Raw genomic sequence first — 25,167 nt, forward strand, 5'->3', positions numbered from 1 at the left:
TAATCCTTTAATCAGGAGAAAAACTAATGGTTTTTAACCGTCCTAACAAGCCTTCTAAACCTATCAAAAAAGCACCTGAAACTCCCTCTAAAAAAGTCATAACAACCGGGGGAAATAAGGGGAGTAACAACTCAAATAATCCCCCTCCTCCCTCACCTTGGCTCGACCCAAACAATGAACCCAGTCCCCACGAAACCGCCAGTTTTGTCGAATACTTGCGCTGGATGCGTGAACCCGATCGAGATAACTATAAAGACGGAACAAAAGTCCAAATTTTACAGATGGCGACAGAAAAGGCAGACTATCGCCAACGTCTCACCACTTTAGTTAAACGAACTGAACTGATTGCTGGAAAAAATAATACCTTTCAAGTGAAATGTGCTTGGCGGATTCGAGTGGGAGGTCATCGCGGCCCCGAAAGTATTTTACTCCCCGCTTTTGATGCTTTGGGAATGCCTTATATTCCCTCCAGTACCCTGAGAGGAGCAGCAAGAAATCAGGCGATTCGGGAGTTAATGGCTGAGAAAAAATTAGAATGGGGAGATGCCGAAAAACATCCTGAAATTGCTAAATATTTCGGTTCTCTGGAGGCAGAAGATAAGCAAAATAAAGCCGGAAAAGTAGTGTTTCTAGATGCTTACCCTTTACCTAGTAAAGGGGGAGGTTTAGCTATGGATATGGCTAATAATATTTGGAAATGGGAAAATAATTCACTGGGTTATAATCCTAATCCCAACCCCTTTTTATCCTTACAAGAAACAACCTTTGTGATTGGCTTAAAGTTGGGAAGTCTGAGCGATGATCCTAAAGTATTAGAAAAGGTTAAAAATTGGCTGATTAAGGGACTACAAGCGGGTATAGGTTCTCAAGTCAATACAGGTTATGGATTGTTACTCAAAGCGGGAGCAGGACAACCGAAACAAAAACAAGAATTTTTGCGGGTTGAATTTGCCTTAGAAGGGCAATTAATTCACGGTCATCAACGCTTTACCCAATGGCAATTTAATGACCGTCGTCAGGAGTGGCAAATGCGGGGACAAGCTGAAGCAGAAGTGCGTCCTACGGCCTTTAAATCCATGCTACGTTATTGGTTTCGTGCCTTTGCTTTGGGGGTATTAGAACCCGGTCGAGTGCAAACTTTAGAAGCTGAATTATTTGGTGGCATTGATCCCAAAGGGTATGGCTATTTACAGGTCAATATTTTAGATGGTCGAATTGCCAAAAAAGAACCGCGACCTAATTATAAGGGAAAAAATGATCCTTGTGGAGAACAACAGGGAACATTAGTGTTATCTTTTTCGCCTGCTGCTCCAACTAATAAAGCACAAAACCTAAAAACTTTGTTTACTAATCTCACGTGGTTAATGTTTAATTTAGGGGGAATTGGTCAAGGGGCAAGACGACCTTGTTATTCTCGTCAAACTCGGGAAAATGCTCCTTGGTTTCGCGGTTCAACCTTCTTTATTGAGGAGGAAGATAATAAATTGTGGGTTGCTCCTGAAGAAATTTCTGTCTTTAAAACCCAATTTCAACAACGATTGAAAGAATTTTATACCAGTTTGGGGGCATTGGTATCTCAACAGTTCAATTACAATCGTCGTAGAAATGACTTCCCGGTAAGTCAACAGAATTGGACAGATGCCGTCGATGCTAACTGTGAAATTGTCATCTGTAAGGGCAGAGGGCAGAATAATAAACCCTATGCGTTGAGTATTCTACACAGTCCCCAGTTTAAAATTCAAAAAGGTTCTCGGCAGGATTATGATGGGAACTTATGCGGGCAAGTTACAAAGGGGGTGAAACCGTCTCCGGTGTGGATTGCAGATTTAGGGGATTATCAAGTGGTGACGGTGTTTGGTGCGAATCAAAACCCACGTAGACAGTATTTGGAGGAGTTAAAGAAACAAACCTCGGCTCAAAATTATGTTAAAGTGTTTCCTCTTCCCTAGTGTGTTGGTGTTCAAAACCTAGATTGAGCCATTGGCAGAATCCCATCCCAAAGACAAAAGTCATGGTAAGTCGATATAGCATTATCCAATATGTTCCTAATCCCATCGCTGATGAGCGGATTAATGTTGGGGTGTTGGCGTTTGATGAGGATTTAGTGCGTGTTCGATTCCTGAACAATTGGGAACGAGTGCGTCATTTTGGTAGGGAAGATCCCCATTTTTTACAGGATTTTGCCAGTCGGAGGGAAAAGGTAGCCGCTCAAGGATTATTGTTTCCGGGAGATTTTCCTAATCAAGTTTCTCGTCAAGATCGTTTATTAAAGGTTGCACAGGGTTGGTTTAATTCGGTTCAATTTACAGAACCTAGGGGTTCTTTAGAAACCGTTGAGTTTCTGATTGATGACTTGGCTAAAACCTATTTGGTGGAGTCTTGTGTTCCCCAGATCAGGAAACATGACCGCGCTTTTGCTGTTCAGGTGACAAAACAACGGATTAAGAAGGTTTTGGAGTCTCATTTTAACGAGAAAGCAAAACAATTGTTCAGAACAGATTATCGGTTATCTGGTTGCTTGAAATCCCATCAGTTTGATGTAGTTGTGGCAAATGGTAAGCCTTATTTTGCGGCTCAAGGGGTTTCTTTTGATGTGAAAATTCGCTCAACTGAACAAGACTCTATGATTTTAAAAATTTCTGATGTTAAGCAGAATAAACCTGATTTTCCCTTAGCTATTGTGACTGTTCCTCCTCAGATGAATAACCCTAAATATCAGCAACTGAATCAAGTTTATGAAAAAACTACAGGACTTTTTTCAGATTTAGGGGCAGAGGTTTTAACCGCAGAAAAAGTTGAGGGTTGGGTGAGTCGTCATCTGGGAGAGATCGAGGTGTGATCTGAAATACTGTTTTGTTGGGTTGTGCTTCCTGTGCCGAACCTACGGGACGGGCTGTAAACTGTTGTGGGTGATCTTGGGGAAAAAAAACCGCTTAGGGGTCTAAGCGGGTGTGAGGATGTTGTTGTCGTGAGTTAAGCGATGAACTTCAGTTGGGGGAGAAAATTTTTAGGCCCACTGAACTCGACCGCGTTGGACGGAACGGAGAAGGCGGTTAACGGCGCGGCGTTCTTCTTCGTTGAGGGATTCGTCTAAGGTGGCGGCTAATAAACCGTAGCGATCGCCTTGGGTCAGACGGCCGGTTTCAGCAACGGAGGCGAGGATTTCAGAAATGGCACCGGGGAGAAGTTGAAGGTTTAACATGGTTTTTTAGGGGGCTTAACTCTCGACATCTTTATCATCCCAAGTTTTTACGGAAAAGAATGTGTTCGCCTTCCCTATGCCCCCGTGTACTTCGTCAACGTCCAAGGTGAGCGAAACCACAGCGACACCGTGACAAAGATCACCCCCTCCTAGACTTTTAAAACGGCTACTGTCCACCTCCACCGGGTTGGAATAAATCACTGGCGCTATTCACTAACTGATTAAAGAACAGCAAAAAGCCCAAAATATCCCGGAAGGGTTGAGTAAAGGTATTCAAAGCATAGCTAATCCGACCGATTAAGTTACGGTTCACCACCAAAATATCGTTATGGCGTAAGGGAGGATTTTCTGAGAGATCCCCCTGTAGTGCCGCCCGTCCACTTAAATACTGCACCACTGGCCGCCCCAATTCGGGGTCAAAACGAATTAAGGCAATGCGGTTCAATTGACTTTGATTAAACGATCCCATCTGAGTGACCGCATCCAAAAAGGTGCTACCGTTGGGTAAATTCACCGTTGTAGCAACCATATTGGGATGACTCACAATCCGGACGGCAATTGCCACTTGAGACACATTAGACCGAGCGACTAAATTCTGATCATAAAACTGTTCTTCCCCTACCGGAATCCGGTTGACAATCACCGAATCCCCATGTTGTAAAATCAGGGTTGGGATTTTAATCCCTTGGCTGAGAGGATCGAACAAGTTCACACTTTGTTCAATTATCGTGCCATCGACTAAAGTCCGCCGCACTATAACTGAGCGTAAATCCGCATCTTGGGTGCTGCCTTGGGCATATTGCACGGCATCAATCGGATCTGAACCCGGAGGGAGTTGATAAAATCCCGGTTCAAACACCTCCCCCACAACGGTTACATCGGGGGCGCGAGGGGCATTCAAGAGGACTAAAACTTCAGGAGGTCTTTGCAAAAAGCGTTCCCCCAGTTCATAGCTAATTTTGGCTTGGGCTTCTTCAATGGTTAAACCGACCAAGGAAATGGGGCCGAGAATGGGGATAGAAAAATTGCCTTCTAGGTTAATACTGCCTGCGGCCTGAAATTCGGGAAAATTCGGCACAGAAACGGCAATCCCATCCCCAACCGCTAAACGGTAGCGGTTGAACTGGTTTAAGGGGCTTTCATCGCGCACTGGGGGCGTGTAACCGGGAGGAATGCGCTCCCCCTCTGGGAAGGTGGGGGGAGGGGCATCAGATTCTGTGGGAATGGGGGGTGGGATCACGGGAAACCCCATCGTCCCAGCGGGGCTGTGGAAGATGGGAATGGGGCCCCGTAGGTTAGGGTCGATGGTTTGATCTTGGGCGATGGCCGGGGAGACGCTTCCTAGGATGATGCCTAGAGATGACCCAGCCAAGGCCGTGACCCACACCCTTGATAGTCTAATATTCAAGGCAGAATCAGGCATTTTAATCTCCAAGAGACTCAAAACACATCACTCATAATGGTGGATTGTACGGTTTCAATCAAGGTGGTGGCTAAACCTTCGCTATCTTCTAAGTCCCGCAGAGGACTGACGGGAATTAAGAGACTCACGGCTACCCAAGGCACGCGCTGGCCGCGGAGTTGAGCCCATTGGTCTAACCAAAACCAGCGCCCGGGGGTGGGGGTTCCTTCTCGGTCTAGGGCGTACCATTGAACTACGGCAAAGGTTTGATGTTCGGTGAAGGCTTGGAAAAAGCGGGCGGATACGGGAATGGTTTGTCCGTCGTGTTGTACGTCTACCGTGAGGGTGGTCATAGTCCCCATTTTCCAGCGCATTTGTCCAGACACATCCACCCATTCCACATCGGGCTGATCTCGGATGGTTTTCTGGGGCAATAACAACAGGGTAATGGGTCGATCATGATCGTCACCGATGATAGATTGACCGGACCAGCCTTGTCCGCCTAATCTGACTTCGGTTTGTTCTTGGGTTGTCCAACCGGGCAATTCTAAGCCGTTGCGGGTCAGGGCGAGCATTTCCGACAGGGCGGGAATGGCGGGGGGTTCACGCCAAGACCAAGCCCCTTGAATATATTGGGGGACTGCCCCCACCAGTAACACGATGGCTAAGAGAATCACCATCACCAGATGGGGACGGGAGACGCGGGAGGCTGTTGTTGGGGATGGGATGGGTTGGGGATTGGTATCGCTGATTTTCATGGTTCAGAGTCTCCCGTCGGGTTTTGTGGGGGTTCTGGGGCTAAGGTGGGGGTGGGGGTGAGGTGTAAACGGTCGAGAATGTTCATCCAGACGAGGACTAATCCTAACATCCCGGCGGAATAAAGATCCCCGCCCCATCCTTCGTGTAGCCAAGCGAAGAGTTGATCTTGATGGCTGCCATGAAAGTAGGTTAGGAGGGTATTGCGTAGAATGTTGGCTGTGACACTAATGAAAGCGGCTCCGAGGAGGAGGGCGATGGTTTTGGGGCGCGATCGCAAGTTATCGGTCCAATACAATAACATTAGCCCCACATACAAGCTGGTGAAGAGCATTTTTAACCCGGAACAGTGGGGCGCAACTTCCACCAAACGCCCCCCTACGGTGAGATAAATACTTTCGACTTGAACATCCATCCCAGCATGGATGAGGATAAACCCGGCCACATTGGCAATAAAGGTCTGGAGGATAATGGAAAAGGGCGAGATTAAATAGGGCATGGCGTTAGGGGTGGCTAACCAGACTAAAATCAGGGGAAAGCCTTGTAATTTAAGCCCCGGCACCCCTTTGAGCCACAAACAAAGGCCGGTGAGGAGAATGGGCAGGGAAAGGTTCACCAGTTCCCCGGTGCCGCTAAAGTAGCACAGCGCCCCAAGGGCTAAGAGAATCCCACCGACGGGATGGGTGCGATCGCCTAATCTGCGCCATTTTTTCCGTTGCAGCCAGACAATATAGGCGGCAAAGGGAAAACCGATCAAGCCATGACTAAAATATTCATGTTCAATGCTAATGGTTTTATTGAGCCAACCATCGACCCAGTGAACCATTAAGGGAGCATAGAGGAGGATAAACAATCCCCCCATCATGGCATAGAGCCAACGGCGCTCTAGCAGAAAAGCTGGGTTTTTTAAACGTTGTACCATAGTCTTTCATGGGTAGATTTCGAGAAAAGAAAGCGTTTTAGCCCAATCAATCACCCTGAATCACGCTTTTAATCGTTTCCACCACTTGCTGAACTTGGGCTGCACTCAGTCCGGGGAACATGGGCAAGGAGAGAATTTCTTGTGCCAAGGTTTCGGCATGGGGAAAGTCTCCGGTATGATAGCCCAAGTGTTGATAGGCAGGTTGTAGATGACAAGGAATGGGATAGTGAATTCCGGTTTGAATGCCCCGCTCTCCTAAAGCCTTTTGTAAATTATCGCGAGTTACGGGGGATTCCGATGTAACTCGTATCACATAGAGATGGTAGATATGACCCGTGCTGCCGTCATTGCGAAAGGGAAAAATCCCGTAGTCGGCTAAAGGTTTCAAGGCTTCGTCATACTGAGCGGCTGCCTGATTGCGGGCTAAATTCCACTCCTGTAGATGGGCTAATTTCACCTCTAACACGGCCGCTTGCAGACTATCTAAACGGCTATTCGTACCCAGTTCAGTGTGAACATACTTTTGACTGGCCCCGTAGTTACGATAACAGCGCACTTTTTGGGCTAAGGTTGGATCGTTGGTCAAGACGATTCCCCCATCCCCAAAACCGCCTAAATTTTTACTGGGATAGAAACTATACCCCGCCGCGACACCTAATGATCCCGCCTTATAGCCGTCCCGTTGGGCTAAATGAGCTTGAGCCGCATCTTCAAACAAGAGGAGAGAATGGGCGGAGGTAAACTCTCGCAACTGCTGGGGGGACACCATTTGCCCATAAAGATGTACCGCAATCAGGGCTTTCGTTTGGGCTGTTACCACGCTATGGACTTGTTCGAGGTCTATTAAAGCCGTGGCGGGGTCACAATCAACAAATAGGGGCTTTGCTCCAGTGCGCAACACTCCGATTACCGTTGCAATAAAGGTGTTCACGGGAACAATCACCTCGTCACCGGGGCCAATGCCACAAGCTTGTAGACCCAAGGCGATCGCATCTGTCCCACAGCCCACCCCTACACCATACTCCACCCCAGAGGCTTGGGCAAAAGCCTGTTCAAACTGAGTAACCGTTTGACCTAAGATGAAATCACCCCGTTGGACTACCTTTGCGATCGCTTGGTCAATTTCCCTCTGAATTGGCTCATGTTGCCAAGAAAAATCAACGAAGGGGACTTGCATAATCATTCGTATTCTAGACAATTCAATCATGTTATCGCGTTTCTTCAACGGGTGTAGTAAATTTACCCATTCCCCTAGGACTCTATTGGCACTGGCGAGGGAATCCGTAAGCTCTAACCCCTCTCTTGTAAATTAATATGAATTAAAACCGAAGATTTCTCATTTCTTTGCCAGATTTGGCCGCCATTTCTGAGCTTAATTTTTCCTCACGACCTTGGCATGGATCAAGATTGAGTCTATTTTTCTTTATCTTAAGATTCATTACAAACTTTCTAAAGCTTTCCTTTCAATTAGTTGAATTTTGAACCACAACCCCATTTAATGGATTCCATACGGGACATGGAAGCTAAGTAGTATTATGTATCAAATAAGACAACACAAGCAGGAAATTACGGATTATTCTTGGTATCAATCCATTATTGATAATTTGTTCGACGGTGTTTATTACGTTGATCTAGACCAAAGGATTTTATTCTGGAATCAACGGGCTGAAGAAATTACCGGGTACAGTCGAGATGAAGTCTTGGGCAAAAAATGCGCCGACGGTTTTTTAAATTACCTTGATGAACAGGGTCATGAAATCTCTTCGCATAGATGCCCTGTGACAGCGACCTTACACGATGGACAAAAACGGGATGGAGAATTTTACTTAAATCATAAACAAGGGTATCGTGTTCCCATTTCCTTGCGAGTGTTACCCATTCATGATGAACGGGGTAATCTTTTAGGCGCGGTGGAACTTTTTTTAGATCGTTCTCAACTCAATCGTGACAGAGAAACCTTGAGTCAGTTAAAAGAAAAAACCCTCATGGATAGCGTCACAGAAGTGGGGAATTTTCGTCTAACTCGCCTTAATTTACAACATCGTTTTGAGGAACTGCATGATTATCAGATCAAGTTTGGTTTGTTGGTTTTGAAAATTGATAAATTGGCAGAAATTGAACAACACTATGGACTAGCCATCCGGGATCAAGTGTTATTAATGGTGTCGCAAGCCCTAGGCAATTCTATCCGCCGGAGTGTAGACCTCCTGACTCGCTGGAATGAGGATGAATTTATTATTTTATTCCCCAATATTAATGAGCGGGTGTTGAAAATGTTGGCGGGTCGTCTTTCCTCATTAGTGAAAGATACCAGTTTGATATTAGAGCAAGCTGCACCCCTTCATATTACCCTTTCCGTCAGTGGAACAATGGCACAAAATAACGATTCAGCCCATACTCTCCTAGAACGAGCCCATCAAACCCTAGCCGCTTGTCAAGCCTTGGGTGACAATCGGGTTTCGATTGTCACCGGAATTTACGAATAAAAACCTCTCCGGGTTTTAGATTGTCCCATTTTTGCCCCAACTGGATCATTGTCCTGTAATCGTTTTTCCCTCAAACTAGAGTCAGTATTTCCCTTCGACTAAACGCATTTACCCCTACATTTTCATGCTTAAATCTAACCAAGTTGAACGAGTAATCGGCGCGCTACTAGAGATATAATCTACCCCCGTTTCTGCCACCCCTCGGATGGTTTCTAAGGTAATATTGCCCGAGGCTTCAATTTTAGTCCGCTCACTGGCAGCGCGAATGAGTTGCACCGCTTCCCTCATGAGTTCTGGGGGCATATTATCTAACATAATAATATCGGCCTGATGGTCGAGAGCCGCTTGCACTTGAGCGAGGTTTTCCGTTTCCACTTCAACGGTAAGAGGGTAGGGAATGCGATCGCGAATTTGGGCCATTGCCGCCCCAATCCCCCCAGCGGCCGCAATATGATTATCTTTAATTAACACCCCATCATCCAACCCCATGCGGTGATTCATGGCACCCCCAACCTGCATGGCGTATTTCTCTAAAATACGCAAACCTGGGGTAGTTTTGCGCGTATCCACCAAACGAGCGGGTAAATCCGCAATTCTCGCCACATATTGCCGGGTTAAACTCGCAATCCCACTCAAGCGCATGGCTAAATTAAGAGCAACTCGTTCCCCCATGAGTAGGGGGGAGAGGGGGCCTTTGAGGGTGGCAATGATTTCCCCGCGATCGCAAACTTGACCCTCAGCCACCATAGGGGTAAATTCGACCCGAGAATCCAGTAAGGCAAACACCCGTTCCGCCACAGGCAAACCTGCAATCACCCCCGCCTCCTTAACCCCCCAACGGGCCTGGAATAGACGGTCATCAGGAATCCCTAATCCGCCACTGGTGCGATCGCCTCGTCCAATATCTTCTAATAACCAAGTTTGCAACAACGAGTCAAGCACAATCCAAGGGGGAAGGACAGCCGTGATAGGTTTCATAGACCAATAGAGTAAGGAGCGCTCCCCCATTTTATCCCAGGGGGGACGAGCAAAAATCAAGGCAGAGTCCCCCCTCCCATTTAAACCCCACAGCACCCCGATTTCACTCCAGTCTCTCCCCCCAGAATTGAGATCAAGAACAAGGAAACTATGTTCGAGGTTCCCCAAAACGGTACACTGGAAAATGGTTCAATCCTAAGAAATGTAGACGCATGGCATCCATTCGCGAGTTGCACACCCAGTTAGTCCGCAAAGAACGTTCTGCGGTTGAGATCACCACTGAAGCTCTAGAGCGCATCCAAACCCTAGAGCCGAAACTTCATAGCTTTCTCCAGATCACGGCAGATCACGCCCTCGCACAAGCCAAACAGGTAGATCAGCAGATTGCGGCTGGGGAAGAAATTGGTCTACTCGCCGGAATCCCCATCGGGATTAAGGATAATATGTGTACCGACGGGATTCCCACGACTTGCGGTTCTCGGATTTTAGAGAACTTTGTCCCCCCCTACGAGTCCACAGTGACCGAGAAACTGAAAAAAGCCGGGGCCGTCATGGTGGGGAAAACCAATCTGGATGAATTTGCCATGGGCAGTTCTACCGAGAATTCCGGCTATCAGGTGACAGCCAACCCTTGGGACTTATCCCGCGTCCCCGGAGGCTCTTCCGGTGGCTCTGCGGCGGCCGTAGCGGCTCAGGAATGCGTTGTAGCCTTGGGGTCTGATACCGGGGGATCGATTCGTCAGCCCGCGTCCTTGTGTGGGGTAGTGGGGATGAAACCCACCTATGGGTTAGTGTCGCGCTATGGTTTAGTGGCCTATGCCTCCTCCTTAGATCAAATCGGCCCCTTTGGGGGGTGTGTAGAAGATGCGGCTATACTATTGGGTGCGATCGCCGGATACGACCCCAAAGACTCCACCAGCCTCAAAGTAGACATCCCCAACTATGCCCAACTCCTCAAGCCCAATTTCCGCCCCAAATCTCGCCTACGCATTGGCGTTATTAAAGAAACCTTTGGCGGTGGATTAGATTCTCAAGTCGAAGAAAAAGTTAAAGCCGCCATCGAAGTTCTACAAAACCTAGGCGCCGAAATTCAAATTGTCTCCTGTCCCCGTTTCGGCTACGGTTTACCCGCCTACTACATCATCGCCCCCTCAGAAGCCTCCGCCAACTTAGCCCGTTATGATGCCGTAAAATATGGCATCCGGGCAGAAGAAAGCGATAACCTCGTGGATATGTACAAAAAAACCCGCGCCAAAGGCTTTGGAACCGAAGTCAAGCGGCGGATTATGTTAGGCACCTACGCCCTTTCCGCCGGGTATTATGACGCTTATTATCTCAAAGCGCAAAAAGTCCGCACATTAATCAAACAAGATTTTGACTCCGCCTTTGAAAAAGTCGATGTTTTAGTGTGTCCCACCTCTCCCACCACCGCCTTTAAAGCCGGAGAAAAAACCGCCGACCCCTTAAGTATGTATCTTTCCGATTTAATGACCATTCCCGTTAATTTAGCAGGCTTACCCGCCATCAGTATTCCCTGCGGTTTTGACCAGCAAGGTTTACCCATTGGAATGCAGTTAATTGGCAAGGTATTACGAGAAGATCAACTCTTCCAAGTAGCCTATGCTTACGAACAATCCACCGACTGGCATTTAAGAACCCCCATTTTGTAAGCGCCCGTAGGTTGGGTGAAGCGACAGCGAAACCCAACACAACGGTAAAAATTAGTCTACACAATAATAAAGTTTAGGAAGAATTAGCACACCATTTTAAGCGGGTGAGCCTGAATAAATTACCCTTAAGGTCGTTAATGACCGAGGCAATGAATTGTTAGTAACAAAAAAACAAACCAATCCTTTGTTTGTAATTAATTATGTTTAAAAGTCTTACCGTCAAAAACTTTAGATGTTTTGAAGAATTGACCCTTAACCAAATAGAGCGCGTCAACTTAATTGGAGGAATGAACAACATTGGCAAAACCGCTTTATTAGAAGCCATTCACTTAATGACCAGCTTAGATTCCCTTGAAATTCCCTTAAAGCTAAACTTTGATAGGGGAATTTTTAGTCCCAAGACGTTTGACGTAGAAGAAATATGTGAATGGTTATTTTATCAAAAAAAAGCCCATAAAGCCATTAAAATAGAAGTAATCGATGAACAAGACATTAAAAGCGAACTGAAATTAAGCCTCGAAAAAGCTGCCAGTCCAAGATTGTTTCCCTTGACATTGAATTCCAACCGACGCAAAACCCTTAAAGACTTGAAATTAGAATTCAAAACAGCAGACCAAAAACCTTGGCAGTTCACCATATTTTTAGTCCCAGACAAGGAAGACCCTGATACGGCACGCTTGGGCATAGAACACCAAAATGACCCCTTAGAAGACGTAGGAATTCCCTCTTTTCCCCTCAGCGATTTTATCAGTAGTCGTCTCCGAATTTCTCCAACTCAAGATGCGGAAAGATTCAGCGTTTTGGAAGCTCAAAATAAGCAAGATGAAATTGTCAAAATTCTGAATATATTAGAACCACGGTTAAAGCGTTTATCTGTGTTGGTTACAGGTGGAGTGCCTATGATTAATGGTGATATCGGAGGGAGTTATTTAATTCCTGTTTCTTTAATGGGAGAGGGCATCAATCGGTTATTATCGATGGTTTTATCCATCATGAATGCTTCAGGAGGGACAGTTTTAATCGACGAAATAGAAAATGGCATCCACTATTCAGTTTTAGCTAAAATCTGGGAATCCATAGCAGAAGCTAGTCAAAGATTTAATACCCAAATTTTTGCCACCACTCATAGTCAAGAATGTATTAATTCCGCTCATGAAGCCTTTGCCAATCTAGAATCCTATGATTTTCGGTATTTTCGATTGCAAAGAGAACAGAACACGGGTTTAATTAAAACAGCGATTTATGAGAAAGAAAATATTGAAACTTCTATTGATTTGAATCTGGAGATGAGATAGTGAGGAAATCGATAAAAATTGATAAGCCAAAACTGATTATAGGTGAGGGAACAGAAGAAAAGATTTTTTTTTCAACGCTGATTAAATACTTAAAAATTGACGATATCCAAGTAGAGTGTTATGAGGGAAAAGGAAACCTAGGAAAATTTTTAAAAACCTTAAGTTTAATTCCGGGCTATCCAGAATTGCAATCCTTGGGAATTACCCGAGATGCAGATGATTCCTTTGAATCAGTATCAACCAGTATAGATAATTTTATAAAATCAATTTTTGGGGCAGATCATGTCAAAATCACCAAGTTTATTATGCCAGATAATGGTTCTTCGGGAATGCTAGAAGACCTCTGCTTAACAGCCATAAAATCTAGCGAAATTCAATGTGCTGATAATTTTCTAGAATGTATATATAATTGCTCACAAAGAAAACCTAAAAATTTAGCAAAAGCTAAAATTCAGGCTTGGCTTGCGAGTCAAACTAACCCAGGTCAAAGATTGGGAGAAGCGGCACAATCTGGATGTATAGATTGGGAAAATGAGGCTTTCCAACCGCTTCGAGAATTTATCAAAAATCTTTAAGAGAAAGGTATAAAAAGAACTTGACCCTCATATTCTTCGGGTTCACTATAACAAATACCCTAGAAATCGGGTTGTTTAAAGCTCAGACGACAGAGAAAAAAAAAGCTACCTGTAGGTTGGGTGAAGTGACAGCGAAACCCAACACAACGGTAAAAAAACAGAATACCCCCCGTAGGTTGGGTAAAGCGACAGCGAAACCCAACACGCCTCACTGTCGCCCACATTACCCGTGAACTACCCCACCCTGCCTAGGCGCGAGGATGGAGCTTCCTGATTCAATGGGAAGTGCTTTCTATACCGAAATATAGCGAGTCTTATCTTCCCTCCCCAGGCAGAAGTCCTAGTTCCTAAGACCCAAATTTTCTCTTGCAACACAGCCCTTTTTAGCTTGGTTTTCGCTTTGGGAGTTAGTGGTCAAGATCTATTGATTTTATCATGGATTCGCTGTCGCTCAGTATATTGCTGGGTTGCTATCCATCCCCTCCCTGCAAGCGAGGAAGGGGAATTCCGCAACATTTTTGTTAAAACAAGTCCTTATCCGTCACCGCCCCAAAGTGACTCGAAGAGACAACCTTCGCATACTTCGCCAACGCCCCTCGGGTATAACGGGGAGCCGGAGGAGTCCAAGCGGCGCGACGTTGAGCTAGTTCCTCCTCGGAAACGTGCAGATGGAGGGAACGGGCATGAGCATCAATGGTGATGGTGTCCCCTTCTTGAACTAGGGCAATGGTTCCCCCAACGGCGGCCTCTGGGGCGACGTGACCGACGACCAGGCCGTAAGTTCCGCCGGAGAAACGACCATCGGTAATTAAGCCCACACTATCCCCTAATCCTGCGCCGATAATGGCCGAGGTGGGGGCTAACATTTCCCGCATTCCGGGGCCACCTTTGGGGCCTTCATAACGGACAATGACCACATCTCCCCCTTGAATTTTCCCGGCTAGAATGGCATCTAAACATTCTTCCTCCGACTCAAAGACCCGGGCGGGGCCAGTGATTTGGGGGTTTTTCACGCCGCTAATTTTGGCGACTGAGCCATTTTCGGCGAGGTTGCCTTTGAGGATGGCGAGGTGTCCGGTGGTGTACATGGGATTGTCCCACTGACGGATCACATCTTGATCTGTGGGGGGATGATCGGGGACATCGGCGAGAACTTCGGCGATGGTTTGCCCGGTGATGGTGAGGGCATCGCCATGTAAAAGGCCGTGATTGAGCAACATTTTCATCACTTGGGGAATGCCCCCAACAGCGTGGAGGTCGGTGGCGACGTAACGCCCACTGGGTTTGAGGTCGCAGAGGACGGGGACGCGGCCGCGAATGGTTTCAAAGTCGTCGAGGGTGAGGGGAACGCCAATGGTGTGAGCGATCGCCAATAAGTGTAAAACCGAGTTCGTCGAACCCCCCACCGCCATGATCACGGCGATCGCATTCTCAAAGGCCTCCCGGGTTAAAATCTGGCTGGGTAAGCGTTGCGCCTTAATCGCCTCCACCAACACAAACGCCGATTTTTCCGTACTATCCGCCTTTTCTTGATCCTCCGCCGCCATAGTAGACGAATAGGGCAAGCTCATCCCCATCGCCTCAAACGCCGAGGACATGGTATTAGCCGTATACATTCCCCCACAAGACCCCGCCCCCGGACAGGCATTCCGTTCAATATTGGTCAGCGTCTCATCATCAATTTTCCCCGCGCTGTGTTGTCCCACCGCTTCAAAAGCGCTCACCACCGTTAAATCTTGCCCATTGTAGTGACCGGGCTTAATCGTTCCCCCATAGACGAAAATCGCCGGAATATTCATCCGGGCAATGGCAATCATCGCCCCCGGCATATTCTTATCACAGCCCCCAATGGCTAACACCGCGTCCATACTTTGGGCATTACAGGCCGTCTCAATCGAATCGGCAATCACATCCCGAGACACCAGAGAATATTTCATCCCCTCGGTTCCCATAGAAATCCCGTCAGAAACGGTAATCGTCCCAAACATTTGGGGCATCGCTCCGGCACTTTTCAAACCCGCCTCCGCCCGCAGTGCCAAGCTATTAATCCCCATATTACAGGGGGTGATTGTACTATAGCCATTCGCTAACCCGACAATGGGCTTGGTGAAATCCTCATCCCCAAAGCCCACCGCTCGTAACATCGCCCGATTTGGCGATCGCTGCACCCCTTGGGTAATCACCTGACTTCTACGATTATCTGCCATCCTGTGACATCCTCCTAAATTTAAAAATCGGCTCTCTTGATCCATTGTCTGTGACCTAGGACACAGATGGCACAACTCCCCCAAAAATTAAAGGATCTCTTCCCCCCTTGCCCAAACCCCTCCGTTATATATCCTGCCAATCCGAAGTAAGAACCCAAGGAATATATGAAGAAAACCCCTACTTTTGTAAGATTTTCATAAAAACTCCGCCAAATGGCTGACTATTTCTCTCCCAATACAGTAAAAACAAGAGATGATAAAAAAAGGGGTTTAGTGTAAACCGACCCCCAGCAAGCGAGAAGTGTAAAGTTCCTGCACCAATCCTGTGATCTTGCGAGACAATGGTTATAGAAGAAGGATAGATTATTGAACAAAATGGATGCCGCAGAACTACTACGGCGCTACAAAGCGGGAGAACGAGATTTTAGAGAAGTCAACCTCCAAGGAGCGTTTTTAGGAGGGGCTGACTTAAGTGGAGCTACCCTGCGCGAATCAGACCTTAGCCGTGCGAACTTAATTGGCGCTGATTTAACCCGGGTAAACTTTCGAGAATCCAATCTCGTCGAAGCCCACCTTGAAGCCAATTTAACCGAAGCCAATCTGATTGGCTCAGATTTGCGCGGCGCAATCCTTACAGGAGCAAAATTAGTCGATGCCAGTTTACGCGCTGCCAACTTGCAGGGAGCCGTACTCAAATCGGCTGATTTAAGTTATGCCGTCCTAAGTGAAGCCGACTTAAGAGACACAGACCTCACCCGAGCGAAAATGGTAGAGTGTAACCTCGGACGAGCCAAACTGATGAAAGCCCTCATGATGAAAGCCGATTTACAAGGGGCCAACCTCACCAATGCCATTTTAATGGGGGCAAATTTGGAAGATGCCAACCTCGCAGGAGCGATTTTACATGGGGTAAATGCGACTAATGTTAACGCAGCCGGGGCCGATTTTAGCCGCGCCCAGATGAGTAGTTCTAACTTAGCCAATATTAATTTAAAAGGGGCAAATTTACGGGCGGCTACCGTGACGTGGACAACCTTAAGAGGAGCAGATTTAACAGAAGCTAAACTCTATCGAGCTAAACTCTGTTGGTCAAATTTAATTGGGGCAATTTTAGTCGATGCGGTGTTAATTGATGCTAATGTCAATGAGGCCAATTTCCGCAATGCAAATTTACAGGGGGCGATTCTTCCTCAAGCGGGAACTCGCGGTCAGAGTATTGTCGCTGATGGAGAGTAGAGGGAATTAATAATTTAGCTCCCCACCGAGAAGCGCCGCGCTCTCGCCATCGGGGAGCGTCACGAGGGGGCTTTTAACCTGCGGACATCGGTTTATCCAAACAGCCCCTCATCATGCGCGGTTCAATCCTTGTTATTCAGCAAGCCTTATCCTAAACCTTCCACGACAGGATGGAAGAAAAAGGCAAACCCTAATACCAAGTAAGTGGCTAATAGTAACCCTCCTTCTAACCAATTTGATTGACCATCCGAACTGATGGAATTGGCAATTAAAACTGATACGGCTACCGCGACTAATTCAAAGGGATTAAAGTTTAAATCCATCGGTTGACCAATAATCCAGCCTGCAATGACTAAAACAGGGGCAACAAATAGGGCAATTTGTAAACTCGAACCCATCGCAACAGACACCGATAAATCCATTTTGTTTTTCATGGCTACTGTAATGGCTGTGGCGTGTTCTGCGGCGTTGCCAATGATAGGCAGTAAAATCACCCCTGTAAAGAGTGCGCTGAGGCCTAAACTTTCGGTGGCCTCCTCAAGAGAGTCTACTAAAAATTCGGATTCTACCGCCACCAATAGCGTCACCACTAATAAAACGCCAACCCATAAAAGCAGATTCGGTTTTTCCTGTTCTTCCTCTCCTTCACTTTCCAAATCTGCCACGCCAACATCATAAAGATAAGCATGGGTTTTCATGGAAAAAACCAGTGTCAACCCATAGACAATAATCAAAATAATGGCAACAGCAACTGACAGAGTTTGTATGGTCGATTCTCCCACACCGGAGGAGGTGTATTCTACGGCTGTTGGGATTAATAAGGCAATCACGGCCAGGTTCATGGAAGAGGCATTTAAACGAGCAGCTGTGGGTTGAAATTCCTGTTCTTTGTAACGGAAACCCCCTAATAACATGGCAAACCCCATAACTAATAATAGATTCCCAATTACTGATCCGGTAATAGTTGCTTTCACAACTTCTACTAAGCCACTTTTGAGGGCAACTAGGGCGATAATTAATTCAGTGGCGTTGCCAAAAGTAGCGTTCAGGAGTCCACCTAAATTCGGTCCGACGACTACGGCGATTTCTTCAGTGGCGATTCCCATAAAGGCCGCCAGGGGAATAATACCGAGTCCGGCAGTGATAAATATTACTTCAGATCCCCAGCCCAAAACGTGGGCGGCAATGGAAATCGGAATAAAAATTAACAAAATGTAAAGAATTTTGTTCATGTTTTGTTACGAGAGGGTGTAAAAGTTCTCTAGTTAATCATACTCAGTTCTGGCAGGGACTGACTAGGGTGATTTGGGGCTTTTTTTATCTCGAAATATGAATAAGTTCTTAATTTTTTTAAGAAATGATGCAGATTCTGGAGAGTTTGCGCTTTATTGGAAAATGTAGGTTTTTGTTTTTACGTTCTCTGCACAATCCATCGTTGTATTTACAATTAGGTGATAATATGAATGCCGCTCAAATCGCTTCAGGACAATCTTCTGCGCTGTTGAATGTAAAGTATGATGCCGATACTTTACCCAAAACGACGGGGGTTTATGTTACGGTACATGGGCATTTTTACCAACCGCCTAGGGAAAACCCTTATTTAGATGCGATTGAGCGCCAAGGGAGTGCTTATCCCTATCATGATTGGAATGAACGGATTAATTATGAGTGTTATCGCCCCAATGTGTTTGCTCGGATTGTGAGTGAACAGGGGGAGGTGTTGGGGATTGTTAACAATTTTGAGTATTTGAGTTTTAATGTGGGGGCAACGTTGATGTCGTGGCTGGAACGCCATGATCCGGAGGTGTATGAGGGGATTGTGGAGGCGGATCGGAGTAGTGGGGAACGGTTGGGGGGACATGGAAATGCGATCGCCCAAGTCTATAATCACATCATCATGCCTCTGGCCAATGAGCGGGATAAATATACCCAAATCCGTTGGGGAAAGGCGGATTTTCGCTCCCACTTTGGACGAGATCCCGAGGGGATGTGGTTAGCAGAAACGGCTGTAGATTATCCCACGTTAAAGGCTTTAATTGATGAGGGCATTCAGTTTATTATTCTCGCCCCCTCTCAAGCAGAAAGTTGCCGTCCTTTACCCACAGAGGAAGAATCAGATCCTGAATGGTTGGAGGTGGGAGGCGGACAAATTGATCCTACTCGCCCCTACCGTTGTTTTATTGAAGATGGCCGCCACATTGACATCTTTTTCTACGATGGTCCGATTTCCAATGATATGGGGTTTGATGATGTTCTCCTGACCAGTGCCTATAATTTCTGTGGTCGTTTAGGGCAAGCGGTGCGGGGAGATCATCGGCCGACTCAGTTAATTTGTGTGGCTACGGATGGGGAAACCTTCGGCCACCACAAAGGGGGAACTGAGAAATGTCTGGCCTATTGTTTCCAGACGGAATTTGCTCAACGGGGTTGGATTCCGACCAATTTCGCCCATTATCTGGCTCTCCATCCCCCCACTTGGGAGGTGGTGTTAAAACCGATCACCGCTTGGAGTTGTAGTCATGGAGTAGATCGGTGGCAAGAGGATTGTGGTTGTGGGGGTGGGGGCGAATGGCATCAAAAATGGCGGAAACCCCTGCGAGAGGCGCTGAATTGGCTGCGGGATGAGTTAAGGTCGATTTATGAGGCCAAGGGGATGGACTTTTTCCATGATCCTTGGTTGACGCGAGATGATTATATTGAGGTGATTCGCGATCGCACCCCAGACGCGGTGATGAATTTCCTCTATCGTCACCAACAGCACCCCCTCAGTGCCAATGAACAGGTGGATGCCTTGCGTCTGTTGGAAATGGCGCGTCACAGTCTCTTGATGTTTACCAGTTGTGGCTGGTTTTTTGAAGAAATTTCCCGTCCTGAAGGGGTGCAAATTCTCCGCTATGCCGCCCGTGCCATAGAATTGGCCGGAGAAGTGGCCGGGGTACAATTAGAACCCGAATTTCGCCAAAAGTTAGCCAGCGCCCCCAGTAATGTGGAGAGTTTCCGCAATGGTCAGGTGATTTATGATCAACTGGTGGTTCCGGTTCGCATCCCCTTTGAACAGGTGGCCGCCCACTATGCCATTACCTCTCTTTTTACCACCTACCAACCCCAAGACACCGTTTATTGTTACCGGGCGACCCAATTGGACTATCAACGCCAACAGATGGGCGCTTTGACTTTAGCGGTGGGGTATTTAAATCTGAGTTCTAAGATCACTTGGGAGAGTAGTGAGTTTACCTTTGCGGTGCTGCATTTGGGCGGGTGGGACTTCCACTGCTGTATTCAGCCCTTTACCGGGCGTTTGGCCTACCATAAAATCAAAGCGAAGTTATTTGAGGCCTTAACCCATGCCAGTGTGGCTAAGATGATGGTGGCCATGACCCAAGTTTTCGGGGATCAATCTTTTGATTTAGAAAATCTGTTTGCGGAGGAACGCCAGTGGATTATCCGCCAAATCACCGAACAAACTCGCACCAGTTTGGATCAGATTTATAGCCAAGTCTATCGGGATAATTACAGCATTTTGCGCGCTTTCCATCGGGAGGAGTTGCCAGTTCCCCAAGAGTTACAGGTGGCGGCGGAGATTTCTCTATCTCACCGCGCTTTAGTGGGGATTCGGCGCTTAACTCAGGTGGTGAGTGATCCCCCGTTGATTGATAATAGCCTGTCGGAGTTGGAGGCGATCGCAACGGAAGCGGAAAATATGCGCTGTCTCTTGAATATCCCGGAGGTGAAGCCCACCTTAGAAGGGTTATGTTTAGACCTCTTAATCCGTTTGCTGGCCGAGTGTCCGTCAGATGCCCTAGTGGAAGAGTGCGATCGCCTAGAACGTCTCATCCACGTCACAGAACAGATGAAACTGGGGTTATCTTTTGAGCGGGTGCAAGAGCGTTATTTTAGCTATCTCCATCATCGCATTGTCCCCCAATGTGTGAAGGCAGACGGGAGCATTGATCAAAATAGCAAACCCCTCCATCCCGCTCAAGTTGCCGCTTTATTACGTTTGGGGAAATGTTTAGGGGTAGATGTGAAACCCTGGTTGCCACAAGATGGCGTGGGAATGCTCCGCCCATAGCCCACAGACTTGGGGGAAGATGGGCTGTACACCTCGCTTCCTCTTGGCCTTTGGTCTAATTCGGGTCTGCTGAATATCCCTCCAAGCACTGTTACTAGGGTTTTTAGCCGTTTTAATATAGCACTTTCGTGACTCATGAGGTAGACCTTTGTTAGACGCTCTGTTCCCTTGACTTCTAACTTTGGGTCTTAACTTGTCAAGATTGAGCAAACCCTAATTCAACAGTGCGATCACCAGACTCATGAATAACAAGCCCAACAATAGCAATAACGCCCCATTGCGCTGACACCAAAACCTAAAACGTTGTTGGGGGGAGAGACGATAGGGGGGATCTTCTGTGGGGGATGTGGAATTGCAGTAGAGGGTACAAGTTCGGGCGTAGGGGCGTTGAGGATAATTACAAGAATCATCGGCATGGTAGAGACAAGTCTCACAGAGGAACGCTTCCCCCGTTGCTTGGTGGAGGGGAATTCCCGGATGACCGTGACCCTTCAAAACCATCTGACAATAGGGGCATTGAACAGCCAGGGGGGGGATAACTTTTTCACAACGGGGACAACTGGGCATAGCAAACTTCTAGAAGAAACCCACTTAATTGAGAAACTGGGTCATCGATTCTCCCCAGTTCACAATAGCTGTATTTGATTTGGGACTAAATGAGCGGGAAAACATTAACAAAATCACCGTAATGGCGATCGCGTGCAGGATCAGAAAGCCTTTCGAGTAACTGGTATTCTCTTTCATGATCCCCTCCTCCTTCAACAACATCTACCCCTCTAGAATCCCCTTTTATCCAAGGTTGTTGGGTGATTATTATTCCATCTCCCCTGTGCCACAAATCACAATCAACCTTTGTTCTGTTCCCCTTCCCCAGTATGCTAAAGAAAGTAACGGGACAGTTCAAGACTTATGATATTTCGCGCTCTTCGCTCACACTTAGCCCACTGGGGAATGATTGGCCTGGGTGCCTTACTTGCCCTTAGTTTAACCGCCTGTGACACCCGTCCACTCCAAGCCGAAAATCGGCTATTTTTGGACTTATCCCTAGAATTACTCGGCACCGTAGAACTCCCCACCTTTACCTTTCAAGATACCCCCGTTGGGGGACTCTCCGGCATCACCTACGACCGCCAAAACGACCGCTATTATGCCATTTCCGATGATCGGAGTATCTTAGCCCCCGCCCGATTTTATCAGCTAAAACTGGCCACCATTCCCGATGCACAAGCCCCAGAAAAAGCCGTAGAAGTCGAAAGCGTGACCTTCCTCAAAGACACTCAGGGCGAACTCTACGCCCCCCATACCATCGACACAGAGGCGATCGCACTTTCCCCCCGCCATACCCTTTATATTGCCAGCGAAGGCAACCTAGGGCGACAAATTCCCCCCTTCATCGGTGAATTTGATCCCACCACCGGACAACTCCTAAACACCCTAGGTTTACCCAAACGCTTTTTACCCAACACCCCCATCCGCAACGAAGAAGATATACCCCACGGCATCCGGGACAACTTAGGATTCGAGTCTCTCACCCTCGGCATCACCAGTTTAGCCCCCGACGACCCCTTTCGCCTCTTCACCGCCCCAGAATCCGCCCTCCTACAAGATCAACTCGAACAAGACGACTCCCGCTTGCGTCTCCTGCACTATGTCATTAATCCCATCGGCCCCGAATTATTAATTTCCGAAAACCTCTATCTTTTAGATCCCATTCCCCCCGATTCCATCACCCTAGCCCAAGGATTAGTAGAATTATTCGCCCTAGAACGCGAAGGATATTTACTCAGTTTAGAACGCACCCTAAGTTTTACAGGATTTGGGGCGAAACTCTTCCAACTTTCCACAGGTAACGCCACCGACACCTCCCGCATTGAAACCTTAAGCGGCAGTTTATCCAACGTCGAACCGTTACGCAAACAATTATTATTAAATCTAGAGGACTTAGGAATCCCCCTCGATAACTTAGAGGGAATGACCCTTGGCCCTCGTCTCCCCGATGGCAGCCAAATCCTGCTCCTCGTCAGTGATAATAATTTTAGTGAAGACCAAGTAACTCAATTTATTTGGTTTCGCTTCACCCAAAAACCTTGATTTTTTAAATAACTCCATGACCCATTCTACAGATTTATTAACCCTAGCCCGTTGGATGGCCGCCGATTTTAGCAATCAAGAACAAGCCTTTGAAAATCCGCCCTTTTTTGCTCATATTCGGGTTTGTATGCGTCCCCTACCCCACTCCGTTTTAGATGGAGTCGGATTCCTAGTTGAACAAGCCTATGATTATATGTTAAATAATCCCTATCGGTTACGAGCCTTAAAACTGTTAGTCGTTGGGGATCATATTGAGATTGAAAACTACTTAGTCAAAGACGAAAAAGAATTTTATGGAGCCAGTCGTGATTTATCCCGTCTGCACCATTTAGCTGCCGAACATTTGGAAAAACTACCCGGTTGTAATATGGTAGTTACATGGACAGGGCGCAGTTTTAAAGGCAATATTGAACCGGGGAAAAATTGCCGCGTCGTGCGCAAAGGTCAGGAAACCTATTTAGACAGTAGTTTTGAAATTGACAGTCAACTATTTACCAGTTTAGATCGGGGTCGAGATTTAGAAACCGATGAGCGAGTTTGGGGTTCCGTTGCCGGATCTTTTCGCTTTGTCCGGTGGCATAGTTTCGCCGATGAAGTGCAAGTTTAACAAAAATGTTGCGGAATTCCCCTTCCTCGCTTGCAGGGAGGGGATGGACTTGACCACTAACTCCCAAAGCGAAAACCAAGCTAAAAAGGGCTGTGTTGCAAGAGAAAATTTGGGTCTTAGGAACTAGGACTTCTGCCTAGGGAGGGAAGATAAGACTCGCTATATTTCGGTATAGAAAGCACTTCCCATTGAATCAGGAAGCTCCATCCTCGCGCCTCGGCAGGGTGGGGTAGTTCACGCCAGTAGGGGCAATTCATGAATTGCCCCAACCCCAACCAATTTAGATTAATCCCAACCGCCTACAAGCTTTAAAAGCCGCATTTTGTTGGGCTTCTTTTTTAGTTTTACCCTCCGCCTGACCATACTGTTTCCCGCTTATCATCACTGTTACCGTGAATTTTGGACTATGCTCCGATCCCAATTTGGTGGACTTATATTCAGGTAAATTTTGCCGTTTAGTTTGCGCCCAATGTTGCAGTTTATTTTTATAGTTTAGAGATTGGGCAACACTAACATCTTGAGCCACAGAATCCGGGAAACTTTGAAACATTGACTCAATAAAAGGAGTCAAAAACTGTTGCACTGCATTTAAACCAGAATCCATGAAATAAGCCCCCATTACGGCTTCAAAGGCATCACTCAGAACCTTTTCACTCTCTTGACTTTCTCCCTTCCCAACTTTGACAAAATCCCTGAGTTTTAATTGCTTGGCAAAACGTGCCAGATTCGCATTATTTTCAATGTTGGATTTCACTTGAGTCAGTTCCGCTTCACGATAACGGGGATTATTGCAGTAAAAATAATGAGCAATGACTAAAGCAATCACGGTATCCCCCAAAAATTCCAACCGTTCATTATCATCATGAACTTCATAGGGATTCTGCCACAAATAGCTGGCATGAGTTAAAGCTAAATCTAACTGTTTAACCTCATTAAAGGGTAATTTTTCCAGTAATTCAGCATACTTTTGTTTGAGTGCCTTAATTTCTGGCGTTTCATCCTCTTTGGGTCGTGTTGGAGGCTGACTAATTTCTTTCAACAGTGCTGTAACTTGCTCCTCTAACTTAGTTTCAAGGTCTAATTTTAGAATACTGGCAAAACGCTGTATGCTGTCCAAAGCGCGGTAAGTATCCCGGAGGGAAAAATCCTCCTGATGAGCGTGATCATTGCGAATTTCCCGTAGTTCAGAAATTAAAAACCTAGCTTGTTTTTGGTCTTGCTGAGGAATAATCTCTTTGAAGTTATTCCAATATTGATCCATGGCTTTCAAAAGAAAACAAATATCCTTTTGATTGGATTGGTAACATTTTAGTTTCTCCAAATCTTTCTGATCAATTTTTCCCGTAACAATAGGATAAAGTTGGTCAGCTAATTCAAGGAGAATACTGTCAATTTGTTGTCTGTGGGTAGTCATGATCTTTGGCTTTATTTTGATTGATCATGACTACATTTCCCCTGAGTTTAGTTACGCAGAATGGGGTGAGTAGATGCCGTAAAACGACAGGAGGGAAAACCGAACCGATTCGCTTTCTTTACACCCTATCTAGGGGGCAGGGGTTTCCGGTGTTCACTCTATATTAACCGTGAACTCTTGTTAAGTCAGACTAATCTAAGGAACTCCTGACAGACCTTCAAGGTCGAAAGACTTTAACTGGGTATAGGGATTTG

The 25,167-nt window shown here is 46.6% G+C and carries 21 protein-coding genes; 10 read left to right on the plus strand and 11 right to left on the minus strand.

Annotated elements, in window-relative coordinates; all coding sequences use genetic code 11:
- Positions 1-26 precede the first annotated feature (26 nt).
- Together SPI9445_RS0106055 and SPI9445_RS0106060 are read left to right on the plus strand one after the other, a co-directional pair.
- The gene (locus tag SPI9445_RS0106055) at positions 27-1,949 is read left to right on the plus strand and encodes an RAMP superfamily CRISPR-associated protein (RefSeq protein ID WP_017303841.1); all 1,923 of its coding nucleotides are present in this window, start codon (positions 27-29) and stop codon (positions 1,947-1,949) included.
- A gap of 62 nt (positions 1,950-2,011) precedes the next feature.
- A complete protein-coding gene (locus SPI9445_RS0106060) occupies positions 2,012-2,839 on the plus strand; it encodes a DUF3037 domain-containing protein (protein ID WP_017303842.1) in 828 nt (275 codons plus the stop codon).
- Positions 2,840-3,007: 168 nt separating this feature from the next.
- Here SPI9445_RS0106060 and SPI9445_RS0106065 read toward each other — a convergent pair whose 3' ends face one another.
- The 5 genes from SPI9445_RS0106065 to SPI9445_RS0106085 all read right to left on the minus strand — a co-directional run bounded on the left by SPI9445_RS0106065 (position 3,008) and on the right by SPI9445_RS0106085 (position 7,465).
- Positions 3,008-3,202 carry a hypothetical protein gene (locus SPI9445_RS0106065; RefSeq protein WP_017303843.1) on the minus strand — a complete coding sequence of 65 codons (195 nt, stop codon included), beginning with the start codon at positions 3,200-3,202 and terminating at the stop codon, positions 3,008-3,010.
- Between the two features lie 166 nt (positions 3,203-3,368).
- The gene (locus tag SPI9445_RS24535; protein WP_017303844.1) at positions 3,369-4,625 is read right to left on the minus strand and encodes a polysaccharide biosynthesis/export family protein; all 1,257 of its coding nucleotides are present in this window, start codon (positions 4,623-4,625) and stop codon (positions 3,369-3,371) included.
- A 17-nt stretch (positions 4,626-4,642) separates the two neighbouring features.
- Complete coding sequence (locus SPI9445_RS0106075) at positions 4,643-5,362, minus strand: cyanoexosortase B system-associated protein (RefSeq protein ID WP_017303845.1); 720 nt, start codon at positions 5,360-5,362, stop codon at positions 4,643-4,645.
- Complete coding sequence (gene crtB / locus SPI9445_RS0106080) at positions 5,359-6,282, minus strand: cyanoexosortase B (RefSeq protein ID WP_017303846.1); 924 nt, start codon at positions 6,280-6,282, stop codon at positions 5,359-5,361. The genes SPI9445_RS0106075 and crtB overlap by 4 nt, the downstream gene beginning before the upstream one ends.
- 46 nt (positions 6,283-6,328) lie before the next feature.
- A complete protein-coding gene (locus SPI9445_RS0106085; protein ID WP_017303847.1) occupies positions 6,329-7,465 on the minus strand; it encodes a DegT/DnrJ/EryC1/StrS family aminotransferase in 1,137 nt (378 codons plus the stop codon).
- Between the two features lie 352 nt (positions 7,466-7,817).
- Here SPI9445_RS0106085 and SPI9445_RS0106090 point away from each other — a divergent pair, with 352 nt between their 5' ends.
- The gene (locus SPI9445_RS0106090) at positions 7,818-8,768 is read left to right on the plus strand and encodes a sensor domain-containing diguanylate cyclase (RefSeq protein ID WP_017303848.1); all 951 of its coding nucleotides are present in this window, start codon (positions 7,818-7,820) and stop codon (positions 8,766-8,768) included.
- 114 nt (positions 8,769-8,882) lie between these two features.
- On the opposite strand, the gene nadC is transcribed toward SPI9445_RS0106090, so the two are convergent.
- The gene (nadC, locus tag SPI9445_RS0106095) at positions 8,883-9,746 is read right to left on the minus strand and encodes a carboxylating nicotinate-nucleotide diphosphorylase (RefSeq protein ID WP_033374256.1); all 864 of its coding nucleotides are present in this window, start codon (positions 9,744-9,746) and stop codon (positions 8,883-8,885) included.
- A gap of 212 nt (positions 9,747-9,958) precedes the next feature.
- Here nadC and gatA point away from each other — a divergent pair, with 212 nt between their 5' ends.
- The 3 genes from gatA (at position 9,959) to SPI9445_RS0106110 (ending at position 13,286) form a co-directional block, all read left to right on the plus strand.
- Entirely contained in the window at positions 9,959-11,416 is a 1,458-nt protein-coding gene (gene gatA, locus SPI9445_RS0106100) for an Asp-tRNA(Asn)/Glu-tRNA(Gln) amidotransferase subunit GatA (RefSeq protein ID WP_017303850.1), read from the plus strand.
- A gap of 200 nt (positions 11,417-11,616) precedes the next feature.
- Positions 11,617-12,711 (plus strand): AAA family ATPase, encoded by a 1,095-nt coding sequence (locus SPI9445_RS0106105; protein WP_017303851.1) that lies wholly within the window; start codon positions 11,617-11,619, stop codon positions 12,709-12,711.
- Positions 12,711-13,286 (plus strand): DUF3226 domain-containing protein, encoded by a 576-nt coding sequence (locus tag SPI9445_RS0106110; protein ID WP_017303852.1) that lies wholly within the window; start codon positions 12,711-12,713, stop codon positions 13,284-13,286. Before SPI9445_RS0106105 ends, SPI9445_RS0106110 begins: the two co-directional genes overlap by 1 nt.
- 521 nt (positions 13,287-13,807) lie before the next feature.
- Here SPI9445_RS0106110 and ilvD read toward each other — a convergent pair.
- Positions 13,808-15,493: a dihydroxy-acid dehydratase gene (gene ilvD, locus SPI9445_RS0106120; RefSeq protein WP_026079570.1), complete on the minus strand. Its 1,686-nt coding sequence runs from the start codon at positions 15,491-15,493 to the stop codon at positions 13,808-13,810.
- A gap of 375 nt (positions 15,494-15,868) precedes the next feature.
- On the opposite strand from ilvD, the gene SPI9445_RS0106125 reads away from it, so the two are divergent.
- Entirely contained in the window at positions 15,869-16,729 is an 861-nt protein-coding gene (locus SPI9445_RS0106125) for a pentapeptide repeat-containing protein (RefSeq protein WP_017303855.1), read from the plus strand.
- Positions 16,730-16,875: 146 nt separating this feature from the next.
- On the opposite strand, the gene cax is transcribed toward SPI9445_RS0106125, so the two are convergent.
- Positions 16,876-17,961, minus strand: coding sequence for a calcium/proton exchanger (gene cax / locus SPI9445_RS0106130; RefSeq protein WP_017303856.1), 1,086 nt, complete (start codon positions 17,959-17,961; stop codon positions 16,876-16,878).
- Positions 17,962-18,089: 128 nt separating this feature from the next.
- Between cax and SPI9445_RS0106135 the strand changes: the two genes are divergently transcribed.
- Entirely contained in the window at positions 18,090-20,801 is a 2,712-nt protein-coding gene (locus SPI9445_RS0106135; protein WP_017303857.1) for a DUF3536 domain-containing protein, read from the plus strand.
- 213 nt (positions 20,802-21,014) lie between these two features.
- Here the strand turns inward: SPI9445_RS0106135 and SPI9445_RS0106140 are convergent, their stop codons facing one another.
- Complete coding sequence (locus tag SPI9445_RS0106140; protein ID WP_017303858.1) at positions 21,015-21,368, minus strand: hypothetical protein; 354 nt, start codon at positions 21,366-21,368, stop codon at positions 21,015-21,017.
- A 24-nt stretch (positions 21,369-21,392) separates the two neighbouring features.
- On the minus strand, positions 21,393-21,545 hold the full coding sequence (locus tag SPI9445_RS30355) for a hypothetical protein (RefSeq protein WP_164674474.1): 153 nt from the start codon (positions 21,543-21,545) through the stop codon (positions 21,393-21,395).
- Between the two features lie 207 nt (positions 21,546-21,752).
- Between SPI9445_RS30355 and SPI9445_RS0106150 the strand changes: the two genes are divergently transcribed.
- Together SPI9445_RS0106150 and SPI9445_RS0106155 are read left to right on the plus strand one after the other, a co-directional pair.
- Positions 21,753-22,892 (plus strand): esterase-like activity of phytase family protein, encoded by a 1,140-nt coding sequence (locus SPI9445_RS0106150; RefSeq protein ID WP_017303860.1) that lies wholly within the window; start codon positions 21,753-21,755, stop codon positions 22,890-22,892.
- Positions 22,893-22,908: 16 nt separating this feature from the next.
- Positions 22,909-23,499 (plus strand): chromophore lyase CpcT/CpeT, encoded by a 591-nt coding sequence (locus SPI9445_RS0106155; RefSeq protein WP_017303861.1) that lies wholly within the window; start codon positions 22,909-22,911, stop codon positions 23,497-23,499.
- A 280-nt stretch (positions 23,500-23,779) separates the two neighbouring features.
- Here SPI9445_RS0106155 and rnc read toward each other — a convergent pair whose 3' ends face one another.
- Complete coding sequence (gene rnc, locus SPI9445_RS0106160; RefSeq protein WP_017303862.1) at positions 23,780-24,913, minus strand: ribonuclease III; 1,134 nt, start codon at positions 24,911-24,913, stop codon at positions 23,780-23,782.
- Positions 24,914-25,167 lie beyond the last annotated feature (254 nt).

The sequence above is a fragment of the Spirulina subsalsa PCC 9445 genome, from assembly GCF_000314005.1.
In the GTDB taxonomy this organism is placed as follows: Bacteria; Cyanobacteriota; Cyanobacteriia; order Cyanobacteriales; family Spirulinaceae; genus Spirulina_A; species Spirulina_A subsalsa.

Excerpts from the sequence above, each read along its gene's own strand:
- SPI9445_RS0106090 (WP_017303848.1), top strand. The coding sequence starts at position 7,818 with ATGTATCAAATAAGACAACACAAGCAGGAAATTACGGATTATTCTTGG.
- SPI9445_RS0106085 (WP_017303847.1), bottom strand. The coding sequence starts at position 7,465 with ATGATTATGCAAGTCCCCTTCGTTGATTTTTCTTGGCAACATGAGCCA.
- SPI9445_RS0106150 (WP_017303860.1), top strand. The coding sequence starts at position 21,753 with ATGATTGGCCTGGGTGCCTTACTTGCCCTTAGTTTAACCGCCTGTGAC.
- SPI9445_RS0106140 (WP_017303858.1), bottom strand. The coding sequence starts at position 21,368 with ATGCCCAGTTGTCCCCGTTGTGAAAAAGTTATCCCCCCCCTGGCTGTT.
- SPI9445_RS24535 (WP_017303844.1), bottom strand. The coding sequence starts at position 4,625 with ATGCCTGATTCTGCCTTGAATATTAGACTATCAAGGGTGTGGGTCACG.
- cax (WP_017303856.1), bottom strand. The coding sequence starts at position 17,961 with ATGAACAAAATTCTTTACATTTTGTTAATTTTTATTCCGATTTCCATT.
- SPI9445_RS0106105 (WP_017303851.1), top strand. The coding sequence starts at position 11,617 with ATGTTTAAAAGTCTTACCGTCAAAAACTTTAGATGTTTTGAAGAATTG.
- gatA (WP_017303850.1), top strand. The coding sequence starts at position 9,959 with ATGGCATCCATTCGCGAGTTGCACACCCAGTTAGTCCGCAAAGAACGT.
- SPI9445_RS0106055 (WP_017303841.1), top strand. The coding sequence starts at position 27 with ATGGTTTTTAACCGTCCTAACAAGCCTTCTAAACCTATCAAAAAAGCA.
- SPI9445_RS0106060 (WP_017303842.1), top strand. The coding sequence starts at position 2,012 with ATGGTAAGTCGATATAGCATTATCCAATATGTTCCTAATCCCATCGCT.
- SPI9445_RS0106065 (WP_017303843.1), bottom strand. The coding sequence starts at position 3,202 with ATGTTAAACCTTCAACTTCTCCCCGGTGCCATTTCTGAAATCCTCGCC.
- rnc (WP_017303862.1), bottom strand. The coding sequence starts at position 24,913 with ATGACTACCCACAGACAACAAATTGACAGTATTCTCCTTGAATTAGCT.
- SPI9445_RS0106075 (WP_017303845.1), bottom strand. The coding sequence starts at position 5,362 with ATGAAAATCAGCGATACCAATCCCCAACCCATCCCATCCCCAACAACA.
- nadC (WP_033374256.1), bottom strand. The coding sequence starts at position 9,746 with ATGAAACCTATCACGGCTGTCCTTCCCCCTTGGATTGTGCTTGACTCG.
- SPI9445_RS30355 (WP_164674474.1), bottom strand. The coding sequence starts at position 21,545 with ATGAAAGAGAATACCAGTTACTCGAAAGGCTTTCTGATCCTGCACGCG.
- SPI9445_RS0106125 (WP_017303855.1), top strand. The coding sequence starts at position 15,869 with ATGGATGCCGCAGAACTACTACGGCGCTACAAAGCGGGAGAACGAGAT.
- SPI9445_RS0106155 (WP_017303861.1), top strand. The coding sequence starts at position 22,909 with ATGACCCATTCTACAGATTTATTAACCCTAGCCCGTTGGATGGCCGCC.
- SPI9445_RS0106135 (WP_017303857.1), top strand. The coding sequence starts at position 18,090 with ATGCAGATTCTGGAGAGTTTGCGCTTTATTGGAAAATGTAGGTTTTTG.
- crtB (WP_017303846.1), bottom strand. The coding sequence starts at position 6,282 with ATGGTACAACGTTTAAAAAACCCAGCTTTTCTGCTAGAGCGCCGTTGG.
- ilvD (WP_026079570.1), bottom strand. The coding sequence starts at position 15,493 with ATGGCAGATAATCGTAGAAGTCAGGTGATTACCCAAGGGGTGCAGCGA.